Annotated in this window: 11 protein-coding genes; all 11 read left to right on the forward strand. The window is 46.1% G+C overall.

The genetic code is table 11. The features are described 5' to 3' along the window. The first annotated feature begins 51 nt into the window (after window positions 1–51). Window positions 52–1185, forward strand: coding sequence for a peptidase S7 (locus CTH_RS06480; RefSeq protein ID WP_078665505.1), 1134 nt, complete (start codon window positions 52–54; stop codon window positions 1183–1185). Between the two features lie 81 nt (window positions 1186–1266). Further along, window positions 1267–2199: a signal recognition particle-docking protein FtsY gene (ftsY, locus tag CTH_RS06485; protein ID WP_078665506.1), complete on the forward strand. Its 933-nt coding sequence runs from the start codon at window positions 1267–1269 to the stop codon at window positions 2197–2199. Window positions 2200–2203: 4 nt separating this feature from the next. Continuing rightward, entirely contained in the window at window positions 2204–2995 is a 792-nt protein-coding gene (gene mtnP / locus CTH_RS06490) for an S-methyl-5'-thioadenosine phosphorylase (protein ID WP_078665507.1), read from the forward strand. A gap of 14 nt (window positions 2996–3009) precedes the next feature. Continuing rightward, window positions 3010–4053: an S-methyl-5-thioribose-1-phosphate isomerase gene (mtnA, locus tag CTH_RS06495; protein ID WP_079933650.1), complete on the forward strand. Its 1044-nt coding sequence runs from the start codon at window positions 3010–3012 to the stop codon at window positions 4051–4053. Beyond that, window positions 4050–5303 (forward strand): adenosylhomocysteinase, encoded by a 1254-nt coding sequence (locus CTH_RS06500; protein ID WP_078665509.1) that lies wholly within the window; start codon window positions 4050–4052, stop codon window positions 5301–5303. Before mtnA ends, CTH_RS06500 begins: the two co-directional genes overlap by 4 nt. 20 nt (window positions 5304–5323) lie before the next feature. Beyond that, a complete protein-coding gene (locus tag CTH_RS06505; protein ID WP_078665510.1) occupies window positions 5324–7114 on the forward strand; it encodes an aldehyde ferredoxin oxidoreductase family protein in 1791 nt (596 codons plus the stop codon). A gap of 1 nt (window position 7115) precedes the next feature. Continuing rightward, a complete protein-coding gene (locus tag CTH_RS06510) occupies window positions 7116–7700 on the forward strand; it encodes an aldolase (RefSeq protein WP_242952051.1) in 585 nt (194 codons plus the stop codon). Between the two features lie 16 nt (window positions 7701–7716). Next, window positions 7717–9027, forward strand: coding sequence for an amidohydrolase (locus CTH_RS06515; protein ID WP_078665512.1), 1311 nt, complete (start codon window positions 7717–7719; stop codon window positions 9025–9027). Window positions 9028–9117: 90 nt separating this feature from the next. After that, window positions 9118–10149 carry a tetraprenyl-beta-curcumene synthase family protein gene (locus CTH_RS06520; protein WP_078665513.1) on the forward strand — a complete coding sequence of 344 codons (1032 nt, stop codon included), beginning with the start codon at window positions 9118–9120 and terminating at the stop codon, window positions 10147–10149. 12 nt (window positions 10150–10161) lie between these two features. After that, window positions 10162–11832, forward strand: a complete 1671-nt coding sequence (locus tag CTH_RS06525; RefSeq protein WP_079933648.1) for a sensor histidine kinase — start codon at window positions 10162–10164, stop codon at window positions 11830–11832. Next, on the forward strand, window positions 11829–12587 hold the full coding sequence (locus CTH_RS06530) for a LytR/AlgR family response regulator transcription factor (RefSeq protein WP_078665515.1): 759 nt from the start codon (window positions 11829–11831) through the stop codon (window positions 12585–12587). Before CTH_RS06525 ends, CTH_RS06530 begins: the two co-directional genes overlap by 4 nt. Window positions 12588–12610: the final 23 nt, after the last annotated feature.

Here is a 12610-nt window from a genome sequence, read left to right on the forward strand (position 1 = left end):
AACACCTCCTGCTTTGCCAAACTAAAAACAAAAGCTGCAGGAGGGTTAGGGATGAAAGTTCAAGGAATTGCCAAAGCGATAGTGGATAAGCTTCTGGAAACCAGTAACCGTCTGGGCCAGGGCCGCAATTGTGGTGTGTTCGGTCTGGTCAATGAACAGGGTATTATCGATTGTATCACTCCCCTGGTTGAGGGGGGGATTTCAGGTTTGCCCCTGCGCCAGCTTTTAAAATACATCTGTAACATGGAAGGCAGACCTGTGATCGAAGGTTTGATGAGTTTGCCAGACAACGCCGTCTTCATTATTACACGGCCAGGGAAAAGCGGCTTGATTACTGATGTCAGTGGGATTAATTTTTTTGGCTGTTCTGTTGTGGCAATTGGTATTAAACATAAGCGTGTGGCTGGCATCGGTTATATTGATGTCAGGCCAGATTATTTCGACCTGGGAACTAAAGCCGAGCGAGTGGATCTAGATATACTGGCCGCTGATAATATGGATGAGGAGAGAAGAGTATTGCAAGCCAGTAATGAATTAGCCCAGAGATTTCTCTACCTATCAGAGCCTGTCTCGGTTGTAGAGACAGAGCTAAAACCCTGGCCAGGGCCCTTTTGCCAGCAAAACTGGCAGCTCCAGCGGTTTGAGGTAAATACTATTGCCAAAGAGCTGGCTCAGGAGCTGGTAGTAAAGTCTACAGAGGTGGGACAAGGCCGGGAGGTAGCGGTAATCGGCATTGTGGATGAAAAGGGGCATGTTACCGGCATGGGAAAACCGGTAGTGGGTGGTATGGGCTATATCCCTTCCCGGCTAATTGCTTCCAGCGCTGTGGACATTAGTGGGAGGAGCCTAAAAGAAATTTATGCTAAACTGGTTCCGGAAAATGCCGTTTTTGTGCATACCCATCCTGGTGGAACCGGGGTCATGCATATGGGAGACGCTATGGCTGGACCTGGGACCTGGGGTAGACCGATTATCGCCATTGGTCACGACCAGGATGGCAACATAAAAGGGGCTACAGTAATTGAAGTCCGAGAGGAAATTTTCCGGCTGGCAGATGAAGATGAGAAAATCAGTCAGGAGTTTTTCCAGGCTGAGACTCCGGAAGCAGAAGCGGAAATCCGTAACCGCAAATTCGGGATTGCCCAGGAATTTACCGCTTTATGTAAAGCAATTGAGCTCGTCTAGACTTTATGCTAAAATTAAAAAATGATGCCAGTGGTTAAGGAGGCATCCTCCTTAACCATTTTTTGCGAGGGAGGGTATTACATGGGCTTTTTTAGCAAGTTAAAAGAAAGTCTGGCCAAAACCAGGCAGGTTTTCGTAGAAAAAATTGAGACTTTATTAACGGGATACCGTAAACCCGATGAGGAGTTTTTCGAAGAGCTGGAAGAAGCTCTGATTCAGGCAGACGTGGGTGTGACTACTTCCATGCAGCTCGTAGAAAAACTGCAGAAGATATGCAAAGAAAGGCGCATTGAAGATGCATCACTATTAAAAGATGTGCTTGCTGAAGAAGTTGCCCGAATTTTAGGAGAAGAGGATATTGAGCTTAATCTGAAAGGGCAGCCGTTTTCAGTAATTCTCGTAGTTGGAGTAAATGGGGTAGGGAAAACCACAACCATTGGTAAACTAGCCTGGTTTTTAAAAAGCCAGGGCAAAAAAGTCATTCTAGCAGCAGGGGATACTTTCCGCGCCGCTGCGATTGACCAGCTGGAAATCTGGGGAAACAGAGCCGGAGTAGAAGTGATCAAGCACCAGGAAGGCAGTGATCCGGCGGCAGTAGCCTTTGATGCTATGCAAGCTGCTAGAGCTAGAAAAGCTGATGTTATCATTATTGATACAGCCGGGCGGCTGCATAACAAAGTTAATTTGATGGAAGAATTGAAGAAAATTAAACGAGTGATTCAACGAGAAGTTCCGGATGCCCCCCACGAGGTTTTGCTGGTACTGGACGCTACTACAGGACAGAATGCAGTAAACCAGGCCAAGATCTTTGGTGAGGCTGCCGGAGTAACAGGGATTGTCCTTACCAAGCTGGACGGCACTGCCAAGGGTGGAGTGATAATTTCCATTAAAAACGAGTTAAAAGTGCCGGTGAAATTCATTGGCATCGGGGAGAAGATGGAGGACTTGAGGCCCTTTGCCCCCCAGGAATTTGCCTCTGCCCTCTTTGACCGAAGTGATGCAAAGGAGATGTAGAAAAATGGCGATTGAAGTAGCGATAATTGGGGGAACGGGAGTTTATGATCCCCGCCTGTTTAGCGATTTACGAGATGAGTTGCTGGAAAATGAATATGGCACTACCAGTGTAAAAATAGGACTTTACAAAGGCAAGGAAATAGCATTCCTGAATCGCCATGGGGCTGGACATTCTGTGCCCCCCCATCTGGTAAATTACCGGGCAAATATTAAGGCTTTAAAGGATCTGGGAGTTCAGAGGATTTTTGCAACAGCTGCAGTGGGTTCCCTGAAACAGGAATTCCCTCCCGGTGCTTTTGTCCTGGTAGATCAATTCCTGGATTTTACCAAACAGCGGGAATCCACCTTTTTTACCGGGGGCGAAAAAGGGGTTATTCATATTGATATGACTGAACCCTATTGTCCCCACTTGCGAGAAATCATCGCTCAGGCTGCAAGCAGAAAAGGCATCGAAATAGCCAAAGGCGGGGTGTATGTTTGTACTGAAGGGCCTCGCTTTGAAACCCCGGCGGAAATACGCATGTACCGTAGCTTAGGTGGAGATCTGGTTGGCATGACTTCCGTTCCGGAAGTGGTTTTGGCGCGAGAAGCGGAAATTTGCTATGCTACAATTGCCATGGTGACTAACTTTGCAGCTGGAATATCGCCCACTCCTTTAACTCATACGGAAGTACTGGAAACGATGGCCCAGAATGCAAGCAAGTTGCAAACCCTATTACTGGAGGTTATGGATAATCTACCCCAGGAACGGAATTGTAGCTGTGGCCGGGCTATTTCGGATCTGGGCAGTTTGTAAAGGAGGCAATTGTTGTGGAGAGCTTACGCTGGCGAGAAGGGATATTGGAGATACTGGATCAAACCAGGCTTCCATTAACCATCGAATATGTACAATCCTCGGACTATCTGGCGGTAGCCAATGCCATTAAATCTATGCAAGTGCGCGGTGCGCCGGCTATAGGAGCGGCGGCTGCCTTTGGCTATGCCATGGGGGCCCGGGAACATCAAAACCTGCCCAGAGAGCAATTTCTGGCGGAAATGCAAGAGGTGAAACAGGTCCTGGCCAGCACCAGGCCTACAGCTGTTAACCTGTTCTGGGCCTTAGATCGTATGGAGAAGAAACTGCTAGAGGTATCCCACTTGCAGCCTGCAGAAATAGCCGACATTCTTCTGGAGGAGGCTAAAGCTATACACCAGGAAGATCTGGAGTTGAATCGCCGTATGGGTGAATATGGACAACAGCTGATTCCCTCCGGAGCCCGTATTCTTACCCACTGTAATGCAGGGGCCCTGGCAACAGCAGGGTTTGGTACTGCCCTGGGGGTAATCAGAGCTGCCCATGCTGCTGGCAAACAGGTACAGGTTTATGCTGATGAAACCAGACCTTTGCTGCAGGGGGCTCGCTTAACTGCCTTTGAACTTATGCAGGATGGGATTCCGGTTACCTTAATTACCGATAATATGGCCGGTTATCTGATGCGGCGGGGAATGGTTGATCTGGTCATAGTTGGTGCAGACCGCATTACTGCCAATGGCGATGTGGCCAATAAGATTGGTACTTATGGCTTAGCTGTTTTAGCCAAAGAAAATAAGATTCCATTTTATGTGGCGGCACCATATTCCACAGTGGACTTGACTTTGGCTTCCGGAGACGATATACCTATCGAAGAAAGAGATCCCCGGGAAATAACTCATATATGCGGCCAGCGGATTGCTCCCGAAGGGGTAAAAGTCTTTAATCCAGCCTTTGATATTACTCCCAATTATTTGATTGATGCCATTATTACCGAAAAAGGAATTATCAGAAAGCCCTATAAAGTCAATTTGCAAAAAACATATGGGGAGGGAGCAAAATGAATTATCTAGTCAGAGATATCAACCTGGCGGAAAATGGCGCAAAAAAAATTGCCTGGGTTAAAGAACACATGCCGGTATTAAATGAAATCCGTAAGGAATTTGAACGGGATAAACCTTTTAATGGAAAAAGAGTTGCCATTTCCATGCATTTAGAAGCCAAAACTGCTTACCTGGCTCTGGTTTTGCAAGCCGGGGGCGCAAATGTTAGCATCACAGGCTCTAATCCCCTCTCCACTCAGGATGATGTAGCAGCAGCACTGGCGGCACAAGGTTTACAGGTATTCTCCTGGTATAATGCTACTCCTGAGGAATACAAACAGCATTTATTGATGGTACTGGACACCCGGCCGGATATTATTATAGATGATGGTGGCGATTTAATGCATTTAATTCACACAGAAAGGCCGGAATTGGCTAGCTCCATTATCGGTGGTTGTGAAGAAACTACTACCGGTGTCTTGCGCCTGCGGGCCCTGGAAAAGGAAAACCGCCTGCCCTTTCCTATGATCGCTGTTAATGACGCCTATAGTAAATATTTGTTTGACAATCGTTATGGGACCGGGGAGTCAGTCTGGACAGGGATTATGCGAACTACTAATCTGATAGTTGCAGGTAAGACAGTGGTCGTTATTGGTTATGGCTGGTGTGGGAAAGGGGTAGCGATGCGAGCTAAAGGCCTGGGGGCCAAAATTATTATTTGTGAGGTTGACCCCATCAAAGCCATTGAAGCCCATATGGATGGGTTCCAGGTAATGACCATGGATGAGGCAGCGGCTTTAGGAGATGTGTTTATTACAGTTACCGGTTGCAAGGATGTAATCCGGCGCTGGCATTATGAAAAAATGAAAAACGGGGTACTGCTGGCCAATGCCGGACACTTTGATGTGGAAATCAATAAACCGGAGTTGAATGAACTGGCAATAAGCAAACGGGTAGTACGCAAAGATATTGAAGAATTTACGCTGGCAGATGGTCGGAAGTTATATCTACTAGCAGAAGGACGACTGGTTAATCTGGCAGCGGGTGATGGCCATCCTGCCGAAATTATGGATACTTCCTTTGCCTTGCAAGCTCTGTCAGCCCGTTATCTAGTGGAAAATGGCACCAAACTGGAGAAAAAAGTATACCTGGTTAGTCCGGAGATTGATAGGAGAGTAGCAGAATTAAAACTGCAGTCTCTCGGAATTACCATAGATAAATTGACACCGGAACAGGAAGCCTATCTTTATGGCTGGCAACATGGTGAGTAAACACTGGAAGGAGCACATTTATGTTTGGCTGGATGGGCAAAATTATTCGTATCGATCTAGACAATTATGAAGTAAAGGTAGACACAATTGTTGAAACAATTTACCGGCAATATATCGGGGGCAGGGGACTGGGAACTTATCTCCTTTACCGGGAAACGGATCCCGGTTTGGATCCCTTAAGTCCCCAGAACCCTTTAATTTTTACCGTTGGGCCCCTGACCGGAACGAAAGTACCAACTTCCGGTAGATTTAGTCTATCCACTAAGTCGCCATTGACTGGAACCATTTTTGATTCCAATGCTGGTGGGGTCTGGGGGGTTAAGTTCAAACGCTGTGGCTTCGATGCCCTGTATATCAAAGGGAAGGCAGCAGAGCCGGTATATATAGTAATCAAGAATGACCAGATTCAAATAAAAGCTGCTGCTGAGCTCTGGGGAAGAGATACCAGGGAAACTACTGAATTGCTAAAACAAAAGGAAGGCAGTCAGGTAAGTGTAGCCTGTATTGGCCCTGCTGGAGAAAACCTGGTAAAATATGCAGCTATCATTAACGACTATAGCCGGGCTTTGGGGCGCGGTGGTGTGGGAGCAGTTATGGGAGCCAAAAATCTCAAAGCCATAGTAGTTGATGGAGAGAAGAAGGTTCCTGTAGCAGATCCTGAGCGCCTGGATTTTGTGGTTTATGAAACTAATAAATGGCTAAAGGCTAATCCTATTACTTCCCAGGGACTCCCGGAATTTGGCACTGCAGTGCTGGTCAATCTTTTTAATGAACTGGGCATTTTACCCACTCGTAATTTTCAGCAGTCACAGTTCGAAAGGGCGGAAGATATTTCGGGAGAACGGCTAGCAGAAACCCTGACTATTAAGAGAAGTGGCTGTTATGCCTGTCCTATCCAGTGTTCCCGGGTTACTAAAGTAGGTGAACAATCAGGGGAAGGACCGGAGTATGAGACCATCTGGTCTTTTGGCGCTCAGTGTGGGATAGCTGACCTGGAGCTCATAACCCGGGCAAATTATCTCTGTAATTTGCTGGGTTTGGACACTATCTCTACAGGTAGCACCATTGGCTGTGCAATGGAACTGGCAGAAAAAGGGCATCTGACCGAGGATCTGGCTTTTGGTTCCCGGGAGAAAATACTGGAACTGATTGAATTTATCGCTTATCGACGGTCAATTGGAAATGACCTGGCGGAAGGCAGCAAAAGACTGGCAGAAAAATATGGAGCTCCCGAACTGGCTATGCAAGTAAAAGGCCTGGAGATGCCGGCCTATGATCCCAGGGGCACCCAGGGAATGGGACTGGCGCTGGCTACATCCAACCGCGGTGCCTGTCATTTACGAGCCTATATGGTAGGACCGGAAGTGCTGGGGGTACCGAAACTGGTAGATCCTTATAGCCCGGCAGGGAAGGCGGGGTTAACAATTAATTTCCAGAACATCAATGCCGCTATGGACACCCTGGTACTCTGCCGCTTTATTGGACTGGCGGTTTCAGAAGAATACTTTGCCCGCTTGCTGACTGCAGTGACAGGTATCAATTATCAGCCTCAGGATTTGCATATCATCGGGGAACGCATCTGGAACCTGGAAAGGCTATTTAATCTTAAAGCCGGCTTTAGCGCAGCTGATGATACTCTTCCCCCAAGACTTTTAAAAGAACCAGTTCAATCGGGACCTGCTGCCGGTATGGTGGTACAGTTGGAAACCATGGTAAGGGAATATTACCATTATCGGGGCTGGGACAAGCAAGGAGTGCCCACTCCCGCCAAATTAAGACAGTTAGGACTGGAGGAAGACCATAGTGCTTAATATGTTCCAGTTGGTAGGCCGGGACCTTTTTCAATCGGGATTAAACAATTCCCATAGTGGAAACTTAAGTATCAGGCAGGGAGACCGGATAATTATTACCCGTCGCGGAGCAATGCTGGGACATTTAACAGAGCGGGACCTAATTGAAACTGGGCTGGAGAAAAATGATTGCCATATTACCCTGGCGTCAACAGAAATTCGGGTCCACCGGGCCATTTACCGCAATACAGCGGCCCTGGCTATTGTCCATGCCCATCCGGTGTTTGCAACAACCCTGTCACTTTTGGAAGATGAGATTATACCTGTGGACTCAGAAGGAGCCTATTTGTTGCATAAAATACCAGTATTGAGTGTGGAACATACAGTGGGCTCACAGGAAGTTGAACAAAAACTCCCTGACTTATTGAAGGAATACAAGATTGTGATGGTTCGCGGCCATGGCAGTTTTGCTATTGGTCAATTGCTGGAAGAAGCCTATCAATTAACTGCCAGTCTGGAACACAGCTGTAAGATAGCTTATTACACTCGCTTATTAAAAGAAAGGGAGAATCCGAAAGCTAAAACGAAGCAGCTGGCCCAGTGGTAGAAAAGGAGGGTGCTTTATGGGCAGTTTATTAATTAAAAACGCAACTGCTATATTGCCAATGACTGGGCCGGATCAGATTTTGTACAATGCTGATCTGGCCATTGAAGGCAAGGAAATCAAGTATGTCGGAAACGTGCCCGCTGAATTTCAACCCGATACAGTAATAGATGCCAGAGGCAAGGTCGTTATGCCGGGTCTGGTTAACTGTCACAACCATGCCGCAATGACGCTGCTGAGGAGTTATGCTGATGATTTACCATTAATGGAATGGCTACAGAAAAAAATCTGGCCAATCGAGGCCCATCTAAATAGTGAAGATGTATACTGGGGTTCATTGCTGGCCTGTGCTGAAATGGTTAAGAGTGGAACTACCCTCTTTGCTGATATGTATTTTGAAATGGGCAGAGTGGCTGAAGCTGCTCAGGTAGTAGGAATCAGAGCTAATTTGGCCCGGGGCATGATCGGCTTTGGACCGAATGCAGAGCGGGCCATTAATGAATCAGTAGAGCTGGTAGAATGCTGGCATTGCAAGGCAGATGGCATGGTCAAGGTTATGCTTGGACCCCATGCACCTTATACCTGCCCACCCGAGTATCTGGAACGGGTAATGAAACTGGCTGATGATCTAAAAGTAGGTATCCATATTCACCTGGCAGAAACTAAAGCCGAAGTGGAAGAAATTAAAGAAAAATACGGCACCACTCCTGTTAAATTGATGGACCAGATTGGTCTCTTTAAGGGACGGCAGGTTCTGGCCGCGCACTGTGTCCATTTAACTGATGAAGAGATGGAAATACTGGCCAACCATAAAGTTGGAATTGCGCATAATCCGGAGAGCAACATGAAGCTTGCTTCTGGAGTGGCCCCAGTTCCCCGCCTCCTGGAGTTAGGGGCTGTGGTTGGCCTGGGGACAGATGGGCCTTCCTCTAACAATAACCTGGATCTAATGCAGGAAATGAGAAGCGCAGCTCTACTACATAAAGTTTTTACCATGAACCCTACGGTGTTGCCTGCTTACACAGCTCTGGAGATGGCTACGGTTAAAGGGGCTCAGGCCCTTGGCTACGATAATCTGGGGCAGTTGCAACCAGGATACCTGGCTGATATCATCTTAATCGATCTGGAGAAGCCCCATTTATACCCGCGCCATGACCTGATAGCCAATCTGGTCTATTCGGCTACTGCAGCAGACGTAGATACGGTGATTGTTAACGGTCGAGTCATCATGACCGAACGCAAACTTCTTTTTGTTGATGAAAAGGAAGTTATTGAGAGAGCAGAAGCCCGGACGAAGGAACTACTGGCCCGGGCTGCCAGCGAAAAATAGGGAAAAGTAGCCTGTCCCGTTGGGGCAGGCTTTTGCCGTTTTATAAAAGGAGTGATATAATCATAGTGATTCATTGACAGGAGGTAGCTCATGAAAAAAGCGGTTCAATGGACAAAATGGCTGTACAGGTATATCGTGGAAGTTATGCCTCAGGTAGAACAAAGGCTTGCTAACTGGAAAGAGCTAGCGGAAAGAATGCCCGAAAATTTATTAAAAACTCAAGCTCTAGCAAGCATTGAACATAAAAAGTTCCACTGTATTGGAGGGGCAGTTTTTGCCCTTTATCCAGGGGCCAGGCAGCAGGAAGTGCTTGATTTTATAGTTGCCTTTCAGACAATCAGTGATTATCTGGATAATCTCTGTGATCGGGCCCAGGTAATTGAAGAGCAAGCTTTTCGGCAGTTGCATTATGCCATGCTGGATGCAATTAGGCCGGCAGCAGCCAGCCGTGATTATTATCTTAATTATCCTGTAAAGAATGATGGCGGTTATTTAAACCAGCTGGTTACGACCTGTCAAAAGGCATTAAAGAGTTTGGGCTGGGATGAATCCAAAGCTCACCTAGCAGCAGAGTGGGTTACCTTATACAGTGAACTTCAGATCTATAAACACCTGGATTGGTCAGTGCGGGAAAAAAAGTTAGAGACATGGGCTAGAGAAGCTGGAAAGAGTTACTGGAATCTATATCCCATGGAATTTGCGGCTGCTACAGGTTCTACCCTGGGAGTGTTTGCTCTGGTAGCAGGCTTGGAGCCACAAGAAGCGAGTTATTATTTTCCCTGGATTACGGGTTTACATATACTTTTAGATTACTATATTGACCAGGAGGAAGACAAAAAAGAGGGAGATCTGAATTTTCATTTTTATTATGCGACTGATGCGGAAAGGGAAAAACGCTTGATTCTGTTTTATAAAAATGCTAAAGATTCAATTAACAAGCTCCAGTATAATAGTTTTCATGAGCTGGTGATTACGGGGTTACTGGCTATGTATCTTTCAGATCCCAAAACGAATGTACCGACTCTAATGTCGGGAAGACAATTAATATTAAAGGAAAGTAGCCTGGAAGCTCAAATTTTACATACCCTTTGTGTATTTTTAAGAAAAGCTGGCAAGTTGTAGGGAGCTGATATTATGAGCTTATTGCTAACCCTGTTTGAGAGGTTAACAGTAGTAGTAACGATAGCTTACCTTTTTTCACGTACCCCCTTGTTTCGGAGATTGTTACGCCAGGATTTGACCTGGCGAGAAAAAGGGGGGATGGTGATTATTTTTGGGATAATCACCATTCTGGGCACTTATTATGGTATTCCAGTCAAAGGTGCCATCGCCAACTCCCGCGCAGTAGGAGCCATAGTGGCCGGTTTGCTAGGGGGACCAGCAGTAGGAGCTATAACTGGCCTTATCGGAGGAATTCACCGCTGGTCTCTGGGAGGATTTACGGGTTTTGCCTGTGCTGTTTCCACTACAATAGAGGGACTGTTAGGAGGCCTGGTCAATAAATACTGGCCCAAACAAGCGATGGACTGGCGAGTAGGTTTTGTTACCGGCTTCATTGCTGAATCTTTACAGATGCTGATCATTCTTGCTTTAGCCCGTCCTTTTGTTTCAGCTCTTGATCTGGTGAAAGTAATAGCAGCACCAATGACTATTGTCAACGCAGCTGGGATTGCTATTTTTATTATGATAGTCCGCCAGAGTTTTCAGGAACAGGAACGAATAGCTGCCTTTATGGCACAACTGGCCCTGAAGATTGCTAATTATACTTTGCCTATTTTACGCCATGGACTGACTATCCAATCTGCCGGGGAAGTTGCTCAGATAATTTTAAGAGAAACCGGTTCAGCAGCGGTAGCGATAACTGACCGGGAAAACATTCTGGCACATGTAGGTGCCGGCAGTGACCATCATCTACCCGGTCAGCCTATCCAGACAGAGGCAACCCGGATAGTAATTGAAACTGGTCAAACCAAAATTGCTGGTAGCAGGCAGGAAATCGACTGTTCCCATCCGACCTGTCCTTTAAATACAGCGGTAATAGTTCCATTAAGGCAAAATCAACAGGTAGTAGGTACTTTGAAAATCTACCATCGTACCAACAAACCTGTAACAGAAGTGGAAATAGAATTTGCCAATGGTCTAGCCCACCTGTTTTCCACCCAGCTGGAGCTGGCGGAACTGGAACGGCGTTCTCAATTACTGGCTGATGCTGAAATAAGAGCGTTACAGGCCCAGATTAACCCTCATTTTTTATTTAATGCCCTTAATACTATTATGTTATTTTGTCGTACCGATCCAGAAAAAGCGAGAGGTCTATTGGCGCAGTTAGGCGACTATTTTCGCAAAAATCTTCAGGACAACAAACGACTGGTGGATATCAGAGAGGAAATCGAACACGTAAAAGCCTATTTAGCGATTGAGGAGGCCCGTTTTGGCCATCGCATTGCTATAACCTGGCAGATTGATCCTGAATTGAGACCGGTAAAGATTCCCCCGTTAACTCTACAACCATTAGTTGAAAATGCCCTGCGTCATGGATTGTTGCCCAAACGGGGTTTTGGCAATTTGCAAATAGGTATTAAACAAGAGCGGAACCAGGCACTGGTCTGGATAGAAGATGATGGCGTAGGGTTCAATCAAACAAAAAAAGAATCAGATGGGAGTGGAATGGGGCTGAAAAATGTGGATGCCCGTCTGCGTAGCTGGTTTGGCCCGGAAGCGGGGTTAAAGATAATTAGTCCATTGCCAGGTCAGACTTATGGAACCAGGGTGGAGTTTGTTATACCGGAAGGAGTACAAAAATGAAAATCAGGGTACTAATAGTCGATGATGAACTGCCAGCTAGACAAGAGTTAAAATTCCTGCTAAAAGATTATCCCGAAATTGAAGTAGCAGGGGAAGCTGATAGTGGACAGGAAGCCCTTGAACTGGCACAACAACTGGAGCCAGAACTGGTTTTTTTGGATATTCAGTTACATGACATGTCCGGACTTGAAGTAGCAAAATTTCTGGCAAGGCTAGTACCCCGGACCAGAGTAATTTTTGTTACAGCATATGACCAGTATGCGATCGAGGCTTTTGAACTTCATGCCCTGGATTATTTGCTGAAACCGGTGAATAAAATAAGATTACAAAAAACTATCCAGGAATGGAAAAATATCAAAGCCGTTAATGAGCATTATCAAATTTTAAAAGAAACAATAGAACATCTACAAAAAGGGAAAAAGACAAAAATCCCTGCAATAAAAGATGGAAGGATTTTGTTGATTAACCAGGAAGATATTCTCTATATCAAAGCAGAGGGCAGGAATGCCGTTGTCAGGGTTGAGGGCCACGATTTTCCAACGAATTTCTCACTATATGAAATTGCCCAGAAACTCAACCAGGATAGTTTTCTAAAGGTTCATCGCAGTTATATAGTTAATCTGGAAGCTATCGTGGAAATCGTCCCCTGGTTTAAAGGTACTTACAATCTGATCTTTAGAGATAAAGAGGCAGAAGTAGTTCCTGTCAGCCGATCCTACGTCAATGAATTTAGAGAAAAACTAGGGCTTGTTTAGACCATTTCGTGTCGATTTTAGGA

It is taken from the genome of Carboxydocella thermautotrophica, assembly GCA_003054495.1.
Lineage (GTDB): Bacteria > Bacillota.

Bases quoted from the DNA above. Each gene is read 5' to 3' on its own strand.
- CTH_RS06505 (WP_078665510.1), top strand. From the start codon at position 5,324: ATGTTTGGCTGGATGGGCAAAATTATTCGTATCGATCTAGACAATTAT.
- CTH_RS06480 (WP_078665505.1), top strand. From the start codon at position 52: ATGAAAGTTCAAGGAATTGCCAAAGCGATAGTGGATAAGCTTCTGGAA.
- ftsY (WP_078665506.1), top strand. From the start codon at position 1,267: ATGGGCTTTTTTAGCAAGTTAAAAGAAAGTCTGGCCAAAACCAGGCAG.
- mtnP (WP_078665507.1), top strand. From the start codon at position 2,204: ATGGCGATTGAAGTAGCGATAATTGGGGGAACGGGAGTTTATGATCCC.
- CTH_RS06515 (WP_078665512.1), top strand. From the start codon at position 7,717: ATGGGCAGTTTATTAATTAAAAACGCAACTGCTATATTGCCAATGACT.
- CTH_RS06500 (WP_078665509.1), top strand. From the start codon at position 4,050: ATGAATTATCTAGTCAGAGATATCAACCTGGCGGAAAATGGCGCAAAA.
- CTH_RS06520 (WP_078665513.1), top strand. From the start codon at position 9,118: ATGAAAAAAGCGGTTCAATGGACAAAATGGCTGTACAGGTATATCGTG.
- CTH_RS06525 (WP_079933648.1), top strand. From the start codon at position 10,162: ATGAGCTTATTGCTAACCCTGTTTGAGAGGTTAACAGTAGTAGTAACG.
- CTH_RS06510 (WP_242952051.1), top strand. From the start codon at position 7,116: ATGTTCCAGTTGGTAGGCCGGGACCTTTTTCAATCGGGATTAAACAAT.
- CTH_RS06530 (WP_078665515.1), top strand. From the start codon at position 11,829: ATGAAAATCAGGGTACTAATAGTCGATGATGAACTGCCAGCTAGACAA.